19 protein-coding genes are annotated in these 20,607 nt (G+C 75.2%); 14 read left to right on the top strand and 5 right to left on the bottom strand.

Annotation, left to right across the window (positions count from 1 at the left end):
• The first annotated feature begins 43 nt into the window (after positions 1-43).
• From ACFY07_RS04065 to ACFY07_RS04015, 11 genes are all read left to right on the top strand, one after another.
• Positions 44-127, top strand: a complete 84-nt coding sequence (locus tag ACFY07_RS04065; RefSeq protein WP_374228068.1) for a putative leader peptide — start codon at positions 44-46, stop codon at positions 125-127.
• Between the two features lie 179 nt (positions 128-306).
• A complete protein-coding gene (locus ACFY07_RS04060) occupies positions 307-2,034 on the top strand; it encodes a nitrite/sulfite reductase (protein ID WP_390867256.1) in 1,728 nt (575 codons plus the stop codon).
• A complete protein-coding gene (locus tag ACFY07_RS04055; protein ID WP_390867255.1) occupies positions 2,031-2,246 on the top strand; it encodes a hypothetical protein in 216 nt (71 codons plus the stop codon). The genes ACFY07_RS04060 and ACFY07_RS04055 overlap by 4 nt, the downstream gene beginning before the upstream one ends.
• Positions 2,243-2,968, top strand: a complete 726-nt coding sequence (locus ACFY07_RS04050) for a phosphoadenylyl-sulfate reductase (protein WP_390867254.1) — start codon at positions 2,243-2,245, stop codon at positions 2,966-2,968. Before ACFY07_RS04055 ends, ACFY07_RS04050 begins: the two co-directional genes overlap by 4 nt.
• A 58-nt stretch (positions 2,969-3,026) precedes the next feature.
• The gene (gene cysC, locus ACFY07_RS04045; protein ID WP_308188822.1) at positions 3,027-3,617 is read left to right on the top strand and encodes an adenylyl-sulfate kinase; all 591 of its coding nucleotides are present in this window, start codon (positions 3,027-3,029) and stop codon (positions 3,615-3,617) included.
• Complete coding sequence (cysD, locus tag ACFY07_RS04040) at positions 3,614-4,555, top strand: sulfate adenylyltransferase subunit CysD (RefSeq protein WP_390867253.1); 942 nt, start codon at positions 3,614-3,616, stop codon at positions 4,553-4,555. Before cysC ends, cysD begins: the two co-directional genes overlap by 4 nt.
• 2 nt (positions 4,556-4,557) lie before the next feature.
• Positions 4,558-5,937 carry a sulfate adenylyltransferase subunit 1 gene (locus tag ACFY07_RS04035; RefSeq protein ID WP_390867252.1) on the top strand — a complete coding sequence of 460 codons (1,380 nt, stop codon included), beginning with the start codon at positions 4,558-4,560 and terminating at the stop codon, positions 5,935-5,937.
• A gap of 294 nt (positions 5,938-6,231) precedes the next feature.
• On the top strand, positions 6,232-7,341 hold the full coding sequence (locus tag ACFY07_RS04030) for an aliphatic sulfonate ABC transporter substrate-binding protein (protein WP_390867415.1): 1,110 nt from the start codon (positions 6,232-6,234) through the stop codon (positions 7,339-7,341).
• Between the two features lie 141 nt (positions 7,342-7,482).
• Positions 7,483-8,322 carry an ABC transporter ATP-binding protein gene (locus ACFY07_RS04025; protein WP_230648113.1) on the top strand — a complete coding sequence of 280 codons (840 nt, stop codon included), beginning with the start codon at positions 7,483-7,485 and terminating at the stop codon, positions 8,320-8,322.
• On the top strand, positions 8,309-9,343 hold the full coding sequence (locus tag ACFY07_RS04020) for an ABC transporter permease (protein ID WP_390867251.1): 1,035 nt from the start codon (positions 8,309-8,311) through the stop codon (positions 9,341-9,343). The genes ACFY07_RS04025 and ACFY07_RS04020 overlap by 14 nt, the downstream gene beginning before the upstream one ends.
• A gap of 128 nt (positions 9,344-9,471) precedes the next feature.
• Complete coding sequence (locus tag ACFY07_RS04015) at positions 9,472-10,275, top strand: sirohydrochlorin chelatase (RefSeq protein WP_390867250.1); 804 nt, start codon at positions 9,472-9,474, stop codon at positions 10,273-10,275.
• A gap of 19 nt (positions 10,276-10,294) precedes the next feature.
• Here the strand turns inward: ACFY07_RS04015 and ACFY07_RS04010 are convergent, their stop codons facing one another.
• From ACFY07_RS04010 to ACFY07_RS04000, 3 genes are all read right to left on the bottom strand, one after another.
• Positions 10,295-11,548 carry an RNA polymerase sigma factor gene (locus tag ACFY07_RS04010; protein WP_390867249.1) on the bottom strand — a complete coding sequence of 418 codons (1,254 nt, stop codon included), beginning with the start codon at positions 11,546-11,548 and terminating at the stop codon, positions 10,295-10,297.
• 42 nt (positions 11,549-11,590) lie between these two features.
• Positions 11,591-11,947 (bottom strand): YciI family protein, encoded by a 357-nt coding sequence (locus ACFY07_RS04005; protein ID WP_390867248.1) that lies wholly within the window; start codon positions 11,945-11,947, stop codon positions 11,591-11,593.
• 253 nt (positions 11,948-12,200) lie between these two features.
• The gene (locus ACFY07_RS04000; protein WP_390867247.1) at positions 12,201-12,761 is read right to left on the bottom strand and encodes a TetR/AcrR family transcriptional regulator; all 561 of its coding nucleotides are present in this window, start codon (positions 12,759-12,761) and stop codon (positions 12,201-12,203) included.
• A gap of 93 nt (positions 12,762-12,854) precedes the next feature.
• On the opposite strand from ACFY07_RS04000, the gene ACFY07_RS03995 reads away from it, so the two are divergent.
• Entirely contained in the window at positions 12,855-13,814 is a 960-nt protein-coding gene (locus tag ACFY07_RS03995; RefSeq protein ID WP_390867246.1) for an SDR family oxidoreductase, read from the top strand.
• A 108-nt stretch (positions 13,815-13,922) separates the two neighbouring features.
• Positions 13,923-15,068, top strand: a complete 1,146-nt coding sequence (locus ACFY07_RS03990) for an MBL fold metallo-hydrolase (protein WP_390867245.1) — start codon at positions 13,923-13,925, stop codon at positions 15,066-15,068.
• An 85-nt stretch (positions 15,069-15,153) separates the two neighbouring features.
• On the opposite strand, the gene ACFY07_RS03985 is transcribed toward ACFY07_RS03990, so the two are convergent.
• Positions 15,154-15,357 carry a cold-shock protein gene (locus ACFY07_RS03985; protein WP_230648121.1) on the bottom strand — a complete coding sequence of 68 codons (204 nt, stop codon included), beginning with the start codon at positions 15,355-15,357 and terminating at the stop codon, positions 15,154-15,156.
• A gap of 218 nt (positions 15,358-15,575) precedes the next feature.
• Positions 15,576-17,756, bottom strand: coding sequence for an MMPL family transporter (locus ACFY07_RS03980; protein ID WP_390867244.1), 2,181 nt, complete (start codon positions 17,754-17,756; stop codon positions 15,576-15,578).
• 496 nt (positions 17,757-18,252) lie between these two features.
• Here ACFY07_RS03980 and ACFY07_RS03975 point away from each other — a divergent pair, with 496 nt between their 5' ends.
• Positions 18,253-20,490, top strand: a complete 2,238-nt coding sequence (locus ACFY07_RS03975; protein WP_390867414.1) for an MMPL family transporter — start codon at positions 18,253-18,255, stop codon at positions 20,488-20,490.
• Positions 20,491-20,607 lie beyond the last annotated feature (117 nt).

Genomic DNA, 20,607 nt, shown 5'->3' with positions numbered 1-20,607 from the left:
ACGGGGATGGACCGCCGGGAGATGCTCGTGGGAATCTCTTGCCATGTCCGGTGCCGGAGCAACCCTGGTCGGTCGACTCCACGTCGACCTGCTTCGCGTGTCCAGCGCCATCTGTCCGGTGACCTGACCCCCTGCCGCCCCTCGATCCGGCGCCACTCCCCGCCCGTTCCCGCCGACGCGGACGCGCGGGCGCCCCCGGCCAGGTCACTGCCTCCCGTCCTCGCACATCAGCAGGTCAACGCAGTGCTGCGCCCGGAAGCCGCCCGTGTGCCGACGCACGCCACCCCCTGCCGAAGGACGCACCCCATGGCCAGCACCCCCGCCCCCGACCGGTCGGCGCCCGAGCCGGACGCCGCCCCCGCGCGCCGTCCCGCCGCCCGCAAGGCGACCCGCCACCGCGGCGAGGGGCAGTGGGCGATGGGGCACTTCACGCCGCTCAACGCCAACGAGCAGTCCAAGAAGGACGACGACGGTCTCAACGTGCGGACACGCATCGAGACGGTCTACGCCCACCGCGGCTTCGACTCCATCGACCCGGCCGACCTGCGCGGGCGGATGCGCTGGTGGGGCCTGTACACCCAGCGGCGGCCCGGGATCGACGGCGGGAAGACCGCGATCCTGGAGCCGGAGGAGCTGGACGACGAGTACTTCATGATGCGGGTGCGCATCGACGGCGGCCGGCTCACCACCGAGCAGCTGCGCACCGTCGGGGAGGTCTCGCAGGCCTACGCCCGCGGCACCGCCGACATCACCGACCGGCAGAACATCCAGCTGCACTGGGTCCGGATCGAGGACGTCCCGGCGATCTGGGAGCGGCTGGAGGCGGTGGGCCTGTCCACCACCGAGGCCTGCGGCGACGTACCGCGCGTCGTCATCGGGTCGCCGGTCGCCGGCGTGGCCGCGGACGAGATCATCGACGGCACCCCCGCGATCGAGGAGATCCACCGCCGCTACATCGGCAGCAGGGAGTTCTCCAACCTCCCCCGCAAGTTCAAGAGCGCGGTCTCCGGCTCGCCGCTGCTGGACGTCGTCCACGAGATCAACGACGTGGCCTTCGTCGGCGTCGTCCACCCCGAGCACGGCCCCGGCTTCGACCTGTGGGTCGGCGGCGGCCTCTCCACCAACCCGAAATTCGGCGTGCGGCTCGGCGCCTGGGTTCCGCTGGACGAGGTCCCGGACGTCTGGGCGGGCGTCATCTCGGTCTTCCGCGACTACGGCTACCGGCGGCTGCGCAACCGGGCCCGGCTGAAGTTCCTCATCGCCGACTGGGGTGCCGAAAGGTTCCGCCAGGTCCTGGAGGACGAGTACCTGAAGCGCCCCCTGCTCGACGGCCCCGCCCCCGAGCAGCCCCCGGGGCGGTGGCGCGACCACGTCGGCGTCCACCGGCAGCGCGACGGCCGCTTCTACGTCGGCTTCGCCCCCCGCGTCGGCCGCGTGGACGGCGCCCTGCTCACCAAGGTCGCCGACCTCGCCGAGGCGCACGGCTCCGGCCGGCTGCGGACCACCGTCGAGCAGAAGATGCTGGTCCTGGACGTCCCCGAGGACCAGGTGGACGCGCTGGTCACCGGCCTGGAGGCCCTGGACCTGCGGGTCACGCCGTCCCCGTTCCGGCGCGGCACCATGGCCTGCACCGGCATCGAGTTCTGCAAGCTCGCCATCGTCGAGACCAAGGAGCGCGGCCGCTCCCTGATCGACGAGCTGGAGCGGCGGCTGCCGGACTTCGACGAGCCGCTGAGCATCAACGTCAACGGCTGCCCCAACGCCTGCGCCCGCATCCAGACCGCCGACATCGGCCTCAAGGGCCAGCTGGTCGCCGACGCCGACGGCAACCAGGTGGAGGGCTTCCAGGTGCACCTGGGCGGCGCCCTCGGCCTGGACCCGTCCTTCGGCCGCAAGGTCCGCGGCCTCAAGGTCACCTCGGCCGAGCTGCCGGACTACGTCGAGCGCGTGCTGCGCCGCTTCCGGGAGGAGCGGACCGAGGGCGAGCGGTTCGCCCAGTGGGCGGCGCGGGCCTCCGAGGAGGCCCTGTCGTGAGCGAGCGCGCCGCACCCTTCCACTGCCCGTACTGCGGCGACGAGGACCTGCGCCCGTCGGAGGCCGGCGGGCACGGCGCCTGGGAGTGCGCCGCCTGCGCCCGCGCCTTCCGGCTGCAGTTCCTGGGCCTGGTGGCGCGGTCCGACCGCACCGCGACGGGCCCGGACCGGACCGGACCGCACACCACCGAACCCGGGGGGAGCACGGCATGAGCAGCACCGGAAGCGGCACCGGCACCGGCCGCCGCAGCGCCGAGGAGCTGGAGGCGCTGGCCCTGCGGGCCGGCCGCGACCTGGAGGAGGCCTCCCCGCAGGAGGTGCTGCGCTGGGCCGCCGGCACCTTCGGCCGGCGCCTGTGCGTCACCTCCTCCATGGAGGACGCGGTCGTCGCGCACCTGGCGTCCACGGCCCTGCCGGGCATCGACGTGGTCTTCCTGGACACCGGCTACCACTTCCCCGAGACCATCGGCACCCGGGACGCGGTGGCGGCGGTGATGCCGGTCAACGTGGTCACGCTGACCCCCCGGCGGACCGTGGCCGAGCAGGACGCCGAGCACGGCCCGCGGCTGCACGACCGCGACCCCGACCTGTGCTGCGCGCTGCGCAAGGTGGAACCGCTGGAGCGCGGCCTCGCCGCGTACGACGCGTGGGCGACCGGGCTGCGCCGCGACGAGTCCCCCACCCGGGCGGGCACCCCGGTCGTGGGCTGGGACCCGAAGCGGCGCAAGGTCAAGGTCGCCCCGATCGCCCGCTGGACCCAGGACGACGTGGACGCCTACGTCGCCGAGCACGGCGTGCTGCTGAACCCGCTGCTGTGGGACGGCTACTCGTCCGTCGGCTGCGCCCCCTGCACGCGCCGGACCGCCGACGGCGAGGACGCCCGCGCCGGCCGCTGGGCGGGCACCGGCAAGACCGAGTGCGGCCTGCACACCTGACCCCCCTCCCTGCACCCCTCCCTGCACCCCCCTGCACCACGGACCTGGAGCGGACCACGTGACCACCACAGCCGACGGGACGGCAGCCCCGCAGCACACCGCGGCCGCCGCGCAGCAGCGCGGCGCCACGGTGTGGCTGACCGGGCTGCCCAGCGCGGGCAAGACCACCATCGCGTACGCGCTGGCCGAGCGGCTGCGCGCCGAGGGCCGCCGCGTGGAGGTGCTGGACGGCGACGAGATCCGCACCTTCCTCTCCGCCGGCCTCGGCTTCTCCCGCGAGGACCGGCACACCAACGTCACCCGAATCGGCTTCGTCGCCGAGCTGCTCGCCTCGCACGGGGTGACGGTGCTGGTCCCGGTGATCGCCCCGTACGCGGCCTCGCGGGCGGCGGTGCGCGAGCGCCACGAGGAGGCCGGGACGGAGTTCGTCGAGGTGCACGTGGCGACGCCGGTCGAGGTCTGCTCGGTCCGCGACGTCAAGGGCCTGTACGCGAGGCAGGCCGCCGGGGAGCTCTCCGGCCTCACCGGCGTGGACGACCCGTACGAGGCGCCCGAGGCCCCCGACCTGCGACTGGAGACGCACCACCGGTCGGTGGCCGAGTCGGCCGCCGACCTGCACGCCCTGCTGACGACGAGGGGACTGGCATGACGACGGCGACACACCCGCGGCACACCCGAGGCACCCGCGCCCCTCACGCGCTCTCCCACCTGGACGCCCTGGAGGCGGAGTCGGTCCACGTCTTCCGGGAGGTGGCGGGCGAGTTCGAGCGCCCGGTGCTGCTCTTCTCCGGCGGCAAGGACTCCATCCTGATGCTGCACCTGGCGCTGAAGGCGTTCGCGCCCGCACCGGTGCCCTTCGGACTGCTGCACGTGGACACCGGGCACAACTTCCCCGAGGTGCTGGAGTACCGCGACCGGGTGGCCGCCGAGCACTCCCTGCGGCTGCACGTGGCCTCCGTGCAGGAGTACATCGACTCCGGGCGGCTGCGGGAGCGCCCCGACGGCACCCGCAACCCGCTGCAGACCGTGCCGCTGACCGAGGCGATCCAGCGGGAGCGGTTCGACGCGGTCTTCGGCGGCGGCCGCCGCGACGAGGAGAAGGCCCGCGCCAAGGAGCGGGTGTTCTCCCTCCGCGACGAGTTCTCCCAGTGGGACCCGCGCCGCCAGCGCCCCGAGCTGTGGGAGCTGTACAACGGCCGGCACGCCCCCGGCGAGCACGTCCGGGTCTTCCCGCTCTCCAACTGGACCGAGCTGGACGTGTGGCAGTACATCGAGCGGGAGCGCATCGCGCTGCCGGAGATCTACTTCGCCCACGAGCGCGAGGTGTTCCTGCGGAACGGCATGTGGCTGACCGCGGGCGGGTGGGGCGGCCCCCGGGAGGACGAGCCCGTGGAGCGGCGCCTGGTGCGCTACCGCACCGTCGGCGACATGTCCTGCACCGGAGCCGTCGACTCCGACGCCGTCACGGTCGCGGACGTCATCACCGAGATCGCCGCCTCCCGCCTCACGGAGCGGGGCGCGACACGCGCCGACGACAGGCTCTCCGAGGCCGCCATGGAGGACCGCAAGCGCGAGGGGTACTTCTAGACATGCCGACCGACCTGCACAGCGACAGCCCCGCGGGGAAGAGCCCCGCGCCCGCCGGGAACCCCTTCGGGGAGGCCGCGGCCACCGCGCTGCTGCGCTTCGCCACCGCCGGAAGCGTGGACGACGGCAAGTCCACCCTCGTCGGGCGGCTGCTGCACGACTCCAAGTCGGTGCTGGCCGACCAGCTGGAGGCCGTCGAGCACGCCTCCCGCCGCCGCGGCCAGGACGCCCCGGACCTCGCGCTGCTCACCGACGGCCTGCGCGCCGAGCGGGAGCAGGGCATCACCATCGACGTGGCCTACCGGTACTTCGCCACCCCCCGGCGCCGGTTCATCCTCGCCGACACCCCCGGCCACGTGCAGTACACCCGCAACATGGTCACCGGCGCCTCGACCGCCGAACTCGCCGTGGTGCTCGTCGACGCCCGCAACGGCGTCGTCGAGCAGACCCGCCGGCACGCGGCCGTCGCCGCGCTGCTGCGGGTGCCGCACGTGGTGCTCGCGGTCAACAAGATGGACCTGGTGGAGTACGCGGAGCCCGTCTTCGCCGCCATCGCCGGGGAGTTCACCGCGTACGCGGCCTCCCTCGGCGTGCCCGAGGTCACCGCGATCCCGATCTCGGCGCTGGCCGGCGACAACGTGGTGGAGCCCTCCGCCCGCATGGACTGGTACGGCGGCCCGACCCTGCTGGAGCACCTGGAGACGGTGCCGGTCGGCACCGACCCCGCGGCCGAGCCGGTCCGGTTCCCCGTGCAGTACGTGATCCGCCCGCAGTCGGAGGAGCACCGGGACTACCGGGGCTACGCCGGGCGGCTCGCCTCCGGGGTGCTGCGCACCGGCGACACGGTCACCGTGCTGCCGTCCGGGATCACCACCACCGTCGCCGGCATCGACGCCCTCGGCAAGGAGACCGACGTCGCCTGGGCGCCGCAGTCCGTCACCGTGCGGCTCACCGACGACGTCGACGTCTCCCGCGGCGACCTGATCGCCGCCGGAGCCGTGCCGGAGCCGGTCAGGGACGTCGAGGCGACCGTCTGCCACCTGCACGAGCGTCCGCTGCGGGTCGGCGACCGGGTCCTGCTCAAGCACACCACGCGCACCGTGCGGGCGCTGGTCAAGGACATCCCGTACCGCGTCGACATCGACGGCCTGGAGCGGCGCGCCGCCGCGGAGGGCCTGTCGGTCAACGACATCGGCACGGTGGTGCTGCGCACCGCCGAGCCGCTGGCGCTGGACGCGTACGCGGACAACCGTCACACCGGGTCGTTCCTGCTGATCGACCCGGCCGACGGCACCACCCTCACCGCCGGGATGGCGGGCGGGGCGTTCGGGTCCGCCCTGCGCGACGCGCAGGACGGCGACGAGGGGGAGGACTGGGTCTGATGTCCGGCGAGGCGTTCTCCGGCATGGACAAGGAAGGCGGCCGCATCGGCAGCGGCGCCCTCGGCAGCGGCCGGGGCGGCATGACGCGATGTGCGTGCGGACGGGGGCGCTGAACCGAGGTTCGGCACCGGATCCCCGTCACCCGGGGCGCCGCCACCCGCAGCGGCGGCGCCCCGGTCCGCACCGGCCCCGCGCCGGACGTCACCGCACTTCCGATTCCCAGCAGTGAGGACACCTCCCGTGGCACCTGCCCGCCCGCACTCCGACGCACCCGCCCGCCCCGGCTCCGGCCGGATCGGACGCGCCGCCGCGGCGGCCGCCGCCGGCCTGACCGCCGCCGCCCTGCTCACCGCCTGCGGCTACGGCTCGAAGAGCACCGACGACGGCTCCGGCTCCACCCCGGCCGCCGCCACCGGCGCCGCGGCCGGGAAGAAGCTCTCCGCGGGCACGGTGCGGATCGGCTACTTCGCCAACCTCACCCACGGCACCGCCCTGGTCGGCCTCAAGGAGGGCCTGTTCCAGAAGGAGCTCGGCGGCACGCAGGTCAAGACCCAGGTCTTCAACGCGGGCCCGTCCGAGATCGAGGCGCTGAACGCCGGCTCCGTCGACATCGGCTGGATCGGCCCCTCCCCCGCGGTCAACGGCTACGTCAAGTCGGGCGGCCGGAGCCTGCGGATCATCTCCGGCTCGGCCTCCGGCGGCGTGAAGCTCGTCGTCGACGGCAGGAAGATCAAGAAGCCCGAGGACCTCAGGGGCCGGCGGATCGCCACGCCGCAGCTCGGCAACACCCAGGACGTCGCCCTGCTGAACTACATCGCCGAGAAGGGCTGGAAGGTCGACGCCCAGACCGGCAAGGGCGACGTCTCCGTCGTCCGGCTGGACAACAAGGAGACCCCGGCCGCCTTCAAGTCCGGCTCGATCGACGGCGCCTGGGTGCCCGAGCCGACGGCGTCCAAGCTCGTCTCCGAGGGCGGGAAGGTCCTCGTCGACGAGAAGGACCTGTGGCCGGACAAGAAGTTCGTGATCACCAACGTGATCGTGTCGCAGACCTTCCTCAAGCAGCACCCGGACGTGGTGGAGGCCGTGCTCAGGGGCTCGGTGGCCGCCAACGCCTGGATCAGGGCCAACCCCGGCAAGGCCAAGGCCGACGCCAACGCCGAGCTCGACCGCCTCTCCGGCAAGGCCCTGCCGGCGGACGTCCTCGACGCGGCCTGGTCCTCGATCGACTTCACCGACGACCCGGTGGCGCCGTCCCTGCGGACCAGCGCCGACCACGCGGTGAAGGCGGGCCTGCTGGACGGCGGCGCCGACCTCGGGGGGATCTACGACCTGAAGCCGCTCGACGCGGTGCTCAGGGCCGCCGGCCGGCCCGCGTACGAGGACGCCGGGCTCGGCGTCCGGTAGCCCCACCCGCTCCGGGTTCCGCCCCCGCCTCCCGTCGATGCCCTTCCCGGAAGGGCGGGGGCGGAACCCGGCACCCCGTACCGGCAGCACCCCCGTACCGGCAGCACCCCAGCCCGTCCCCGTACCCCAGGAGGTGACCCGATGGCCCCCACCACACTGACCGCCGCGGAGCAGGACGGCACGGCCGTCACCGCACCGTCCGGCGGCGCGCCCGCGGTCCGGATCGAGCACGTCCACAAGTCCTTCGGCCGCCCCGGCGCCGCGACCCCGGTCCTGGACGACATCAGCCTGACCGTGGCCCCGGGCGAGTTCGTCTGCCTGCTGGGCGCCTCCGGCTGCGGCAAGTCGACCCTGCTCAACCTCGTCGCCGGGCTGGACCGGCCCACCTCCGGCACCATCGAGGTCACCGGCGGCCGCCCGGCCCTGATGTTCCAGGAGCACGCCCTCTTCCCGTGGCTGACGGCCGGGCGCAACGTCGAGCTGGCGCTGCGGCTGCGCGGCGTCCCGCGGGCCGAGCGGCGCGGCGAGGCCGAGCGGCTGCTGGAGCTGGTCCGCCTCAAGGGCGCGTACGGCAAGCGCGTGCACGAGCTCTCCGGCGGCATGCGGCAGCGCGTCGCGATGGCCCGCGCCCTCGCCCAGCAGTCCTCGGTGCTGCTGATGGACGAGCCGTTCGCCGCGCTCGACGCCATCACCCGGGACGTCCTGCACGAGGAGCTCACCCGCATCTGGACCGACTGCAACCAGCCGGCGGGCTCCGAGCGGGGGGGCCTCTCGGTCGTCTTCGTCACCCACAACGTCCGCGAGGCCGTGCGGCTGGCGCAGCGGGTCGTCCTGCTGACCTCCCGTCCCGGCCGGATCGCCCGCGAGTGGCGGATCGCCCTGCCCCAGCCCCGGCGGATCGAGTCCGCGGGCGTGGCCGGGCTCTCCGTCGAGATCACCGACGAACTGCGCAAGGAGATCCGCCGCCATGGCCAGCACTGAGACGGCCGGCTCCCCGAGGGCCGGGACCGAGGACGCGGGAAGGGACCCGTCGGCCGGGTCCGGCCTCCGCGGGACGGCGCCCGCCGACGCGCCGGTGGAGCAGACCGGGCACACGCAGCACAGCGGGCACAGCGGGCACGCCGACGGCGGCGACCCGCCAGGCGGCGACCTGGCCGGCGTCGAGGCGGGCCTGGACGCGCTGGAGGCCGTCCCCGTCCGCCGCGTCCCGCCCTCCCAGGTGCTGCGCGACAAGGTGCTGCCCCCGGTCCTGGCCGTGGTGCTGGTGCTGGCGCTCTGGCAGGGCGTGCACGCGGCCGGGGTCTTCCCGGACTACAAGTTCCCGGGACCCGGCGCGGTGGGGGACAGCTTCCTGGACCTCTGGTACCGGGGCGAGGTGTTCTCGGTGCTGTGGACCAGCGTCTCGCGCGGCCTCCTCGGCTTCGCGGCCTCGCTCGCCATCGGCACGCCCCTCGGGCTGCTGGTGGCGCGGGTCCGGCCCGTGCGGGCGGCCCTGGGCCCGGTCCTGTCGGGCCTGCAGTCGCTGCCGTCGGTCGCCTGGGTGCCCGCCGCGATCATCTGGCTCGGCCTGGACAGCAGGGCCATGTACGCGGTGATCCTGCTCGGCGCCGTCCCCTCCATCGCCAACGGCCTGGTGTCCGGCGTCGACCAGGTGCCGCCGCTGTACCTGCGCGCCGGGCGCACGCTGGGCGCGACGGGCCTGGCGGGCGCCCGGCACGTGCTGCTGCCAGCAGCGCTTCCCGGCTACCTGGCCGGGCTCAAGCAGGGCTGGGCGTTCTCCTGGCGCTCGCTGATGGCGGCCGAGCTCATCGCCAGCTCCCCCGACCTGGGCCTGGGACTGGGCCAGCTGCTGGAGAACGGCCGGGTTGCCTCCGACATGGCCCGCGTCGAACTGGCCATCCTGCTCATCCTGGTCGTGGGGATCGCGATCGACCTGCTGGTCTTCTCGCCCCTGGAGCGGCGGGTGCTGCGCAGCCGGGGGCTGCTCGTCACGGCCCGCTGACGCGCCCCGGCCCGCCGGATGCGCCCGCCGGGCGCATCCGGCGGGCGCCGCGCCGCAGAACCAGGGGGACCGCACCGCGGACCGGCCGTCCGCGACCGTCCGCGACCATCCGCCACGGAGCCGCACCGATGACCATCCGCCACGCGACGGGACGCAGCCCGCAGGACGGCACGACCGGGGGCAGCCCGGCCCTCCCCGGCCCGCCCGTCCTGCTGCTGATCGCCCACGGCAGCCGCGACCCGCGCCACGCGGCGACCGTGGAGGCGCTGGTCGGCCTGGTCCGGGAGCTGCGGCCCGGTACGCCCGCCGCCACCGCCTACCTGGACCACTGCGCCCCGCGCATCCCGCAGGTCGTGCAGCGCCTGGCCGCCGCCGGCACCCCGGCGGTGGCGGTGCCGCTGCTGCTCGGCCGCGCCTACCACGCGAAGACCGACATCCCCGGCGCGCTGCGGGGCAGCGGCCTGCCGGTGGCGGACGTCCTCGGGCCCTCGCCGCTGCTGCTCGCGGCGCTGGACCGCCGCCTGGCCGAGGCGGGCCTCGACACCGGCTCCCCCGCCGGGCGGGCCCGCACCGGCGTGGTGCTGGCGGCGGCGGGCTCCTCCGACCCGGCCGCCAACGCCGGGCTGCGGGCGGTGGCCGCGGAGTGGCGGCGGACCCGCGGCTGGGCCTCGGTGGAGGTGGCCCACGCCTCCGCCGTCCCGCCGCACGTGCCGCAGGCGGTGGCGTCGCTGCGGGCGGCCGGCGCGGAGCGGATCGCCGTCGCGCCGTACCTGGTCGCGCCCGGCCTGCTCCCGGACCGGATCGCGGCGGCCGCCGCGGAGGCGGGCGCCGACCTGGTCGCCCCCGTGCTGGGCGCCGCGCCCGAACTGGCCCGCCTGCTCCTCCGCCGCTACGACACCGCCGCCTCCGCGGCCCGCGCCCTCTCGGCCTGACCGGTCCCGGCGGCCGGCCTCACCCGCCGCGGGCGGCGCGGGCGGCGCGGGCGGCCCGGTCCAGGAGCAGCTCCCGCTCCCGGGCGTTGCGGGCCAGGGACGCCGCCCGGGCGAACTCCGCCCGGGCCTCCTCCCCGCGCCCGAGGCGCTCCAGCAGGTCGCCCCGGGCGCTCGGCAGCAGGTGGTAGTCCTTCAGGGCCGGTTCGTCCGCCAGGGCGTCCAGCAGTTCCAGCCCGGCGGCCGGGCCCCGGGCCATGGAGACGGCGACGGCCCGGTTGAGCTCCACCACGGGCGACGGGGCCACCGCCCCCAGCCGCCCGTAGAGGACGGCGATGGCCGCCCAGTCGGTGTCCTCGTAGCGGAGCGCCCGCGCGTGGTGGGCGGCGATGGCGGCCTGGAGGGAGTACGGGCCGCGGCCCGAGCGGGCCAGGGCCTCGACGCCGCGGCGGAGCAGCACGCGGTTCCACCGGGAGCGGTCCTGGTCGGCGAGGAGCACCGGCGAGCCGTCCGGCCCCGTGCGGGCCGGGATGCGGGAGGCCTGGAACTCCAGGAGCGCGGCCAGGCCGTGGACCTCGGCCTCCCCGGGCATCAGGCCCTGCAGGACGCGGACCAGGCGGAGCGCGTCCTCGCACAGGGCGGGCCGCACCAGGTCGTCGCCGGCCGTCGCGGCGTAGCCCTCGTTGAAGACGAGGTAGACGACCTCCAGGACCGACGGGAGGCGTGCGGCCCTGTCCTCGCCGTACGGGGCCTCGAAGGGGACCCCGGCCCGGGCGAGCGTGCGCTTGGCGCGGACGATGCGCTGGGCGACGGTCGGCTCCGGCACCAGGAAGGCGCGGGCGATCTCCTGCGTCGTCAGCCCGCCGAGCAGCCGGAGGACGAGCGCGATCCGGCCCTCCGGCGGCAGCACGGGGTGGCAGGCGGTGAAGACCAGCCGCAGCAGGTCGTCGTCGATGCCGTCCGGCTCCGGGGGCTCGGGCGGCGGCATGTCCTCCAGGGTCCGCCCGACCTCGGCCAGCTTGCGGGCGTACACCTCCCGGCGGCGGACCAGGTCGACGGCGCGGCGCCCGGCGACGGCCGTGAGCCAGGCGCCCGGCCGGTCCGGGACGCCTGACTCCGGCCACTGCTCCAGCGCGGCGACCAGGGCGTCCTGCGCGATCTCCTCCGCGATGCCGACGTCCCGCACGACGCGGGCGGCGCTCGCGACGACGCGCGCGGACTCGATCCTGAACACCGCTTCGACCGCCCGGGCCGCTGCTGCCTCCGTCACGGCCACCCATCAGAGCAGCCGTGCGGGGGCGGGGCAAGCACCGGCGGGTCAGGACCCTTCGATCTCGCGGACCTCGGCACTCACGGTCCACTCCTCCCCGTGGACCTGCAGGAACCGCCGGGTCCACTCCAGGGCCTCCGCCTTGTCCTTGGCCTGCAGGACGGCGTAGCCGCCGACGACCTCCTTGGTCTCGGTGAAGGGGCCGTCGGTCGAGCTGAGGCGGCCGCCGGACCAGGTGAGCCGGGTGCCCTGGGCGCTGGGGGTGAGCCCGGCCGTGTCCAGCATGACCCCGGCCCGGGTGATCTCCTCCAGCAGCTCGCCCATGCGCTTCTGCAGGTCGGGGCTGACGCCCTCGGCGGGGACGTCCTTCTCGTCGATGCGGATCATGCTCAGGTAGCGCGGCACGGTGACTCCTCGGTCGGGAGGGCGGGGGCTCTCCCCGCCTCTCACCCGTACGTCGAACGGGGGGCGGCCGGATCGACAGCCCGCTCGGACCTTCTTGCGGACCTTCTTCCGGGCCATGGTCCGGACGGCTCTCCGGGCGCCGCGTCCGCGACCGGCGGCCCGGGGAGCAGGGGGACGGGCGGGGACGGGCGGGGACGGGCGGGCAGGGCGGCGGGGCGGGCAGGGCGGCGGGGCGGCGGCGGGGCCGGACCGGTCAGCCGCGCGGGGCGGAGAGGCCGGCGAGGAAGACCTCCAGCCAGCGGGCGCGGACCTCGGCGGGCCGGTCGGTGGGGGCGGTGGCGATCAGGAGGGCGACGTCGGCGGTGGTGACGTCGGGGCGCAGGCCGCCCTCCGCCTTGGCCGCCGCGACGATCCGGGCGGCGGCGGCGAGGGCGCGCTCCTCCAGGTCGCCGTGGTCGGTGGCGCCGAGGACGGCGGCGGCGGCCTTGACGGCGCGGTCCTCGGCCATGCCGTCGACGATGCGGACCAGCAGGGCGCGGAGCTCCGGCACCGCCGGGCGGCCGGCCTCGACCCGCGCGGCGGTGTCGGCGACGTCCCGGACCATGGCCTCGCCGTGCTCCAGGACGACCGCCCCGACCAGGTCGGCCTTGGTGGGGAAGTGCCGGTAGAGGGTGCCGACCGCGACCCCGGCCGCGGCGGCGATGGCCTCCATGGCGACCTCGGGGCCGTGCGCGGTGACCTGCTCCCGGGCGGCTTCCATGATCTTCTGCCGGTTGCGGACGGCGTCGGCGCGCAGTTGGCGGGGCTGGGGCATGGGGCGGTCCCTCTCGTGGTTGCAGCAAGATGAATACTAGTTCATGATGAAGATGAGCAGTGATTCATCTTGTCCGCCCCCGGAGGAGCACCCATGCCCGCCCAGCCCAAGGACATCCCCGTCCCCGACCGGAGCGGCACGCTCGCGGTCGTCACCGGGGCCAACAGCGGCATCGGCTTCGAGACCGCCCGCCGCCTGGCGCGGGCCGGGGCCGAGGTGGTGCTGGCCGTCCGCAACGCGGCGAAGGGCGCCGAGGCCGTCGACCGGATCCGCCGGGAGCACCCGGACGCCGCCGTCTCCGCCGAGCCGCTGGACCTCGCCGACCTCGGCTCGGTGGCCGCCTTCGCCCGCCTGCTGCTCGACCGCGACCGCCCCCTCGACCTGCTGGTCAACAACGCCGGGATCATGGCGGTGCCCACCCGCCACACCACGGCCGACGGCTTCGAGCTGCAGTTCGGCACCAACCACCTGGGGCACTTCGCCCTCACCGGCCGGCTGCTGCCGCTGCTGGTGCGCGGCCGCTCGCCGCGGGTGGTCACCGTCAGCAGCCTCGCCCACTTCATCGGCCGGCTGGACTTCGGCGACCTGCAGGCTGAGCGCTCGTACGGCGCCTGGCGCGCCTACGGGGCCTCCAAGCTCGCCAACCTGCTCTTCGCCAAGGAGCTGCAGCGGCGCAGCGACCGCGGCGGCTGGGGACTGCTCAGCGCGGCCGCCCACCCCGGCTCCACCGTGACCAACCTGCAGCAAACCGGTCCCAACCTGGGCACGGGGAGGGAGGGCGGCGGCATGAGCGCCCTGGTCATGTCACTGCCCGGCGCGGCGCAGCAGCCGGAGCAGGGCGCGCTCCCCACCCTGTACGCGGCGACCGGGCCGGACGCCGCGGGCGGCGGCTACTACGGTCCGGACGGCGTGTTCGGCACCACCGGCGGGCCCGCCCCCGCCCGGGCGAGCCGCCGCGCGCAGGACGAGGGGACCGCCGCCCGGCTCTGGGACGTGTCCGAGCAGCTGACGGGCGTCCGGTACGACCACCCGGCCCCCGCGGAGCGCCCCTGACGCCGCCCGCCGCCGGCAGCCCGCCGCACCTCGCCCCTGACGCACCTCGCCCCTGACGCACCCCGCCCCCTGAGCCGTCCCGCCCCGCCCCGCCCGGAGGACCCGCCCGTGCCCCGCACCACTCCCCCGTCCCGCCTCGCCCGCCTGCTGCGGCCCGCCGCGCTCGGCGGCATCCCCGCCGGGGAGCGGCTGGAGCGCATCCTCGCCTCGCCGCACCACGCCGACGGGACCTTCCGCAACCCGGCGGCCCCCGACATCCCCGTGCCGGCCGGCGGCCGGACGGAGCTGCTGCGGAGCATGCTGCGCCGCGCCGACCGCGTGCGCCGCTCGCCCGCCGCACCGGTCCCGCTGCACCGGGAGGCCCCGTCCGGGCCGCCCGCCTCCGGACTGCGGCTCACCTGGCTCGGCCACTCCACGGTGCTGGCCGAGATCGACGGCGCCCGGGTGCTCTTCGACCCGGTGTGGGGCGAGCGCTGCTCGCCGGTGCGGTTCGCCGGGCCGCGCCGGCTGCACCCGGTGCCGCTGCCGCTCGACGGGCTGGGCCCGCTGGACGCCGTCGTGATCTCCCACGACCACTACGACCACCTGGACATGCCGACCGTCCGCGCCCTGGCGGGCAGCGGCGCCCTGTTCGCCGTACCGCTGGGGGTGGGCGCGCACCTGGAGCGGTGGGGCGTGCCGGCCGGCCGGATCGCCGAGCTGGACTGGCACGAGTCGGTCGGGGCCGCCGGGCTGACGCTCACCGCGACCCCGGCCCGCCACTTCTGCGGGCGGGGACTGCGCCGCCGCACCCTGTGGGCGTCGTGGGCGGTGGCGGGGCCGCGGCACCGGGTCTTCCACAGCGGCGACACCGGCTACTTCCCGGGGTTCGCGGAGATCGGCGCGGCCCACGGGCCGTTCGACGCGACGATGGTGCAGATCGGCGCGTACAGCGAGTTCTGGCCGGACATCCACATGACGCCGGAGGAGGGGCTCCGGGCCCACGCCGACCTGGGCGGCGGGGTGCTGCTGCCGATCCACTGGGGGACCTTCAACCTGGCGCCGCACCCGTGGGACGAGCCGGCCGAGCGCACCCTGGCCGCGGCCGAGGCGGCGGGTGCCGAGGTGGCGGTGCCGGTGCCGGGACGCCCGTTCGAACCGGGCGGCGAGCTGCCGCGCGAGCCCTGGTGGCGGTCGGCGGCCGTCCCCGCGCCGGGCGCGGCCCGGGCCGGCGGCGCGGACGCGGCGCCCGTCACGGCGGGCCTGGAGGGGTAGGCGGGACCGTCCGGACACGCCCGGCCCCGGACACGCGAAGGGCCCGCGCCGTACGGCGCGGGCCCTTGCGGACATCCCGAGGGTGTCAGAGCGGACGGATGTTCTCCGCCTGGGGGCCCTTCTGGCCCTGGGTGACGTCGAACTCGACCTTCTGGCCCTCGAACAGCTCACGGAAGCCCTGAGCCGCGATGTTCGAGTAGTGGGCGAAGACGTCGGCGCCGCCGCCGTCCTGCTCGATGAAGCCGAAGCCCTTCTCGCTGTTGAACCACTTCACGGTACCGGTGGCCATAGCCGCCTCCTTCTGGGGCAGAGTCAGGATCCGCACCTCGCGGACCCCACGTCGCCGCGATCCCCATCCGGATGACACCGGGCAAACAAAAGTGCGCCTGTGGTTGGACCAGCAGGCGCACACAAGAGTTCTTGGGAACCAAAACTGCAACAACAACGACCGTAGCACGGCCGGGGGGAACGGGCCAGCAATGTCCGCTCCTCCCGGCCGTGTCGGCGTCAGCTGCGGCTGACCGCCGGGTCGGGCACGGGCTCGCCGGCCGTCTCCGGACCGGCCGCGTCCGGCGCCGCGCCGGCCCGCGGGCCGTCCCCGTGGCCCGGCCACCAGGCGGCGTGCCCGATGAGCGCGGTGAGCGCGGGGGTGAAGAAGAGGGCCATCACGAAGGCGGCGACCACGATGCCGAAGGCGACCGCGAAGCCCATCTGGATGAAGAAGGAGTTGCCCGCCAGCATCAGGGTGGCGAAGGAGGCCGCCAGGATGAAGCCGGCGGCGGCCACCGTCGGACCGCTGTACCGGACGGCCATGCTCGCCGCCTCGCGCGGGGACCGGCCCTCACGGGCCTCCTCCCGCAGGCGGGCGATCATCAGGATGTTGTAGTCGGTGCCGATGGCGACGACGAACAGGTAGACGATGATCGGCAGCATGAACACCAGGCCGGCCTCGCCCTGCACCTTCTGGAAGAGCAGGGTGGTGGCGCCGAGCGTGGCGCCGAAGCCGAGCCCCACCGAGGCCATCAGGTACCAGGGCGCCACGACGCTGCGGAGCAGCAGGCCCAGGATCACCATGATCAGGACCGCGGCGACGGGGAAGACCAGCCGGTAGTCGTGGTCCATCGCCAGGTTGATGTCCTTGTAGACGGCGGTGATGCCGCCGACCAGGGCGGTGGTCCCGGCGGGGGCCGAGGCGTGCGCGGTGCCGCGCAGCCGGTCCACGGTGTCGATCGCGGCGCCGGAGGCCGGGGCGTCCTTGAGCAGGACGGTGAAGTCGGCGGTCGACCCGTCCCTGCTCAGGCCGGTCCGCGGGTCCACGGCTGCCGCGGCGACGCCGGGCACGGCCTGGAGCTTCCGCTGGAACGCGGGGAGGGCGGCCCGGTCGAGCTGCCCGCCGGCCCTGACCAGGTAGACGTGGGTGGGCTCGGCGGCGCCCGCCGAGTACGCCTTCATCATCGTGTCCTGGACGACCATCGACTCCCTGTCCTTGGGCATGGAGCCGGAGGCCAGGTCGAAGATGCCGGTGAAGCCGAACGCGGCGGCGGCGAGCGCGGCCAGGAGGAGGCCGGAGAGCCCGGCGACCAGGCCGGGGCGCCGTCCGGTGGTGGCACCGAGGGCGGCGAAGCGGGCGCCGCTCGGCTCCCGCTGCCAGTTCCGGGACGGCCAGAAGAGGACGCGGGGGCTGAAGAGCGAGAGCACGGCCGGGAAGAGGGTGAGCGCGGCCAGCAGTGTCACGGCGACGGCGATGGCGAGGGACGGCCCGAGGGAGCGGAACATGCCCAGCGAGGAGAGGACCAGCGCCAGGAAGGCGATGATCACCGCGCCGGCGGCGGAGGCGATGGCCTCGCCGACCCGGCCCACCGCGTTGACCACGGCCTCCCTGCGCTCGTCCCCGGCACGCAGCCGCTCGCGGTAGCGGAACATCAGGAAGAGGAAGTAGTCGGTGCCCACGCCGAAGAGGACCACCAGGAGGATGCCGGTGACCGAGCTGTCCGCGTGGAGGCCGAAGACCTTGTTGGCGTCGGCGATGAGGCCGTAGGCGGCCAGGGCGACGACGAAGATCAGCACGAGGGGCAGGACTGCGACGATCGGCGCCCGGAAGATGATCAGCAGGGCCATGAGGATGACCGCGAGCGTGCCGAAGAAGATCAGCGAGTCGCCCCTCTTGCTGGCGTCCTGCTGGTCCAGCTGCTGGGCGGCCTGTCCGCCGAGCAGGACCTTCAGGTCCGTGCCCTTCGCCAGCTCCGTGCCCTTGGCGCGCAGTTCCTTGGCGGCGTCGGCCATCTTCGTCGGGTCGCCGCCGGACTGCTTCATCTTGACGAAGGCGAGGGTGTACTTCCCGTCCTTCGAGGTCTGCGGCGCCGGGATGACCGCCTCGACGGTGTCGATCCCCGCTGCGCCGAGGCCGGCGACGACCTTCTGCACGGCTCCCTGGTCGGCGGCGGTCAGGGCGCCGCCGTCGGTGCGCTCGAACAGGGCGATCGCCGAGGGGGTGAACGCCTGCGGGAAGGCCTTGGCCTGGACGTCCGCCGCCTTGATGGACTCGTAGTGGCGGGGCAGGAAGCTGCTCTCGTCGGTGTTGGTGGTGAGCTTGGGCGCGGTGGCCACGATGGCCGCCGCCGCGACGACCCACGCGAGGATCGTCCACCAGGGGTGGCGGACGACGGTGCGCCCCATGCGATGGAACATGCTCTGTGTGCCTCCTGGGCATGGCACCGCACAGCCCGGGGACGGGCACCCGCCGCCCGGAGCGGGGTGGCGGGGCATGGGGCTCGCGGCTGGGGACCGGACGCTCGCGGTCCGGTCGGCAGACAAGTACGCAGCGGCATCCCAGGAAGCTTGCTTGCCGACCGGCAAGTTGGTTGCGGCCTCCCCGGACACCGCACCCATCCTCCCGTTGCCGGAGGCCCCGCCGTCTCCTGCGCGGGGTGGATCCGCCTCCACCTGCGGGAGGAGCCACCGCCCCCGACAGCCCCTCAGGGGCGCCCGTAGGGAGAACCCCACCCCCCTCCTGGGGCCAGGACCAGGGTCGGGTCGGCCGCTGGCCGGATGTCCGCCCCGGCGCCGGATCCCTAGCGTCGTGGACAGCGCCGCAGCGAGCGGCGGCACCGATTCCGGCGGCCCGCACCGCCGTCTTCCCGAGGGGGGACCCGACGTGTCACACCGACCAGGCCTCGCCGCCGCCATGGGCGGCTGGAGCGCCCGGCACCGCTGGGCGGCCGTCACCGGCTGGCTGCTCTTCGTCGTCCTCGCCGCCTGGCTCGGCGGCGTCGCCGGCAGCGTGAGGATCGACGACTCCGAGCAGATGCCCGGCCAGGTCGCCCGCGCGCACCGGATCCTCGCCGACGCCGGGATCGAGCGGCCCTCCGGCGAGAGCGTCGTCGTCCAGAGCCCGTCCCTGACCGCCGCCGACCCGGCCTTCCGCAGCGCGGTCGCCGACGTGGTCCGCACGGTGCGCGCCACCGGCCTGGTCTCCGGCGTGAGGTCCCCGTACGACGGCGGGGCGGTCTCCGCGGACCGCCGCACGGCGCTGGTGGCCTTCACGATGACCGACGCCCGCGGGAAGGAGACCGACGCGGAGGTCGCCACCGTGCTGGACGCGGTCGCCGGGGTGCAGGCGCGCCACCGCGGCCTGGTGGTGGAGGAGTTCGGCGACGCCAGCGCCCACCGGTGGTTCCAGGACCAGTTCAGCCACGACTTCAAGCGCGCCGAGTGGACCGCCGTGCCGCTGGCGCTGGGCATCCTGCTGGTCGCCTTCGGCGCCCTGGTCGCGGCGGTGCTGCCGGTCGTCCTCGCCCTCACCGCCTTCGTCGCCGCCGGCGGCCTGGTCGCGCTCTCCAGCCACCTGCTGCACACCAGCGACGACGCGAGCTCGGTGATGCTGCTGGTCGGCCTCGCCGTCGGCGTCGACTACTGCCTGTTCTACCTGCGCCGCGAGCGCGAGGAGCGCGCCGCCGGGCACGACCCGGCGACGGCGCTGCGGATCGCCGCCGCCACCTCGGGCCGGGCGGTCCTGGTCTCCGGCCTCACAGTGGTGGTCGCGATGGCCGGCATGTTCCTCACCGGCATCGCCGACTTCCGGGCCATGGCCGCGGGCACCATCGTGGTCGTCGTCACCGCCGTCCTGGGATCGCTCACGGTGCTGCCCGCCCTGCTCTCCCTCCTCGGCGACCGCGTCGAGAGGGGCCGCGTCCCGCTGCTCGGCCGGCTGCGCCGCGCCGGCACCGCCGAGGGCGGCCGCGTCTGGAACGCGGTGCTCACCCCCGTGCTGCGCCGGCCGCTCGCCGCCGCCCTGCTCTCCACCGGCGTCCTGCTGGCCCTCGCCGCCCCGCTGCTGACCCTGCACACCGCGAACCTCACCTTCGAGCAGCAGATCCCCCGGGGCAACGCCCTGGTGACGACGTACCAGCGGATCCAGGCAGCCTTCCCCGGCGACCCGGCCCCCGCCACCGTCGTGGTCAAGGCGGCCGACATCGACTCCCCGCGGATGCGGCGGGCCGTCGCCGACTTCCGGCGGGCCGCCGTCTCCACGGGCCGCATGCACGAGCCGATCCGGGTCGAGGCGCACTCCGCGCAGGACGTCGCCGTGATCAGCGTCCCGCTGGCGGGCTCGGGCAACGACGCCGCCAGCGACGAGGCCCTGCGGACCCTCCGCGAGGAGGTCGTCCCGCGCACCCTCGGCGCGGTCCCCGGCACCGAGGCGCCCGTCACCGGTGAGACGGCCGGCAGCCACGACTTCAACCGGCAGATGTCCGACAGCCTGCTGCCCGTCCTCGGCTTCGTGACCGCCTTCGCCTTCCTGCTCATGCTGCTCTTCTTCCGCTCCCTGACGGTCGCGGCGACCGCGGTGGCGCTCAACCTGCTCTCGGTCGCCGCCGCCTACGGCGTGCTGGCGCTGGTCTTCCAGCACGGCGTCGGGGCCTCGCTGCTGGGCACGGCGGGGGTCGGCGCGGTGGAGTCGTGGGTGCCGCTCTTCCTCTTCGTGATCCTCTTCGGCCTGTCGATGGACTACCACGTCTTCGTGGTCTCCCGGATCAAGGAGGCCCGCGACCGGGGCATGGACACCCGCTCCGCCGTCTCGTACGGCATCCGCAGCACCGCGGGCGTGGTGACCAGCGCGGCCGTGATCATGGTGGCGGTGTTCTCGGTGTTCGGCACGCTCTCCGTGCAGTCGATGAAGCAGATGGGCGTGGGGCTGGCCGTGGCCGTCCTGGTGGACGCCACCGTCATCCGCGGGGTGCTGCTGCCCTCGGTGATGAGCCTGCTGGGCGAGCGCAACTGGTACCTGCCGCGGTGGCTGCGCCGCCTGCCGGAGCTCTCGCACGGCGGCCCGGTGCCCCCGGCGCCCGCGTCCGCCCCGCTGCCGTACCTCGTCGACGGCGAGGACGACCCGAGGAGCGAGCGGACCGCCGCCGAGGTGTGAGCGGCCCCGTGCCGCCCGCGTGCGGCGCCGGGTCCCGCGGCGTGCGGGGCCGGGCGCCGCACGGCCGTCCCCGGGGGCGGTCCCGGGGAGGGTCCCGGGGACCGCCTCGGAGCGCGG

It is taken from the genome of Streptomyces sp. NPDC001380 (assembly GCF_042895785.1).
GTDB lineage: Bacteria > Actinomycetota > Actinomycetes > Streptomycetales > Streptomycetaceae > Peterkaempfera.
This window is presented reverse-complemented; position numbering and strand designations above follow the sequence as displayed.

Bases quoted from the DNA above. Each gene is read 5' to 3' on its own strand.
- ACFY07_RS04025 (WP_230648113.1), top strand. From the start codon at position 7,483: ATGGCCCCCACCACACTGACCGCCGCGGAGCAGGACGGCACGGCCGTC.
- ACFY07_RS04015 (WP_390867250.1), top strand. From the start codon at position 9,472: ATGACCATCCGCCACGCGACGGGACGCAGCCCGCAGGACGGCACGACC.
- ACFY07_RS04020 (WP_390867251.1), top strand. From the start codon at position 8,309: ATGGCCAGCACTGAGACGGCCGGCTCCCCGAGGGCCGGGACCGAGGAC.
- ACFY07_RS04050 (WP_390867254.1), top strand. From the start codon at position 2,243: ATGAGCAGCACCGGAAGCGGCACCGGCACCGGCCGCCGCAGCGCCGAG.
- ACFY07_RS03975 (WP_390867414.1), top strand. From the start codon at position 18,253: ATGGGCGGCTGGAGCGCCCGGCACCGCTGGGCGGCCGTCACCGGCTGG.
- ACFY07_RS04065 (WP_374228068.1), top strand. From the start codon at position 44: ATGTCCGGTGCCGGAGCAACCCTGGTCGGTCGACTCCACGTCGACCTG.
- ACFY07_RS03980 (WP_390867244.1), bottom strand. From the start codon at position 17,756: ATGTTCCATCGCATGGGGCGCACCGTCGTCCGCCACCCCTGGTGGACG.
- ACFY07_RS04035 (WP_390867252.1), top strand. From the start codon at position 4,558: ATGCCGACCGACCTGCACAGCGACAGCCCCGCGGGGAAGAGCCCCGCG.
- ACFY07_RS04000 (WP_390867247.1), bottom strand. From the start codon at position 12,761: ATGCCCCAGCCCCGCCAACTGCGCGCCGACGCCGTCCGCAACCGGCAG.
- ACFY07_RS03985 (WP_230648121.1), bottom strand. From the start codon at position 15,357: ATGGCCACCGGTACCGTGAAGTGGTTCAACAGCGAGAAGGGCTTCGGC.
- ACFY07_RS03995 (WP_390867246.1), top strand. From the start codon at position 12,855: ATGCCCGCCCAGCCCAAGGACATCCCCGTCCCCGACCGGAGCGGCACG.
- ACFY07_RS04060 (WP_390867256.1), top strand. From the start codon at position 307: ATGGCCAGCACCCCCGCCCCCGACCGGTCGGCGCCCGAGCCGGACGCC.
- cysD (WP_390867253.1), top strand. From the start codon at position 3,614: ATGACGACGGCGACACACCCGCGGCACACCCGAGGCACCCGCGCCCCT.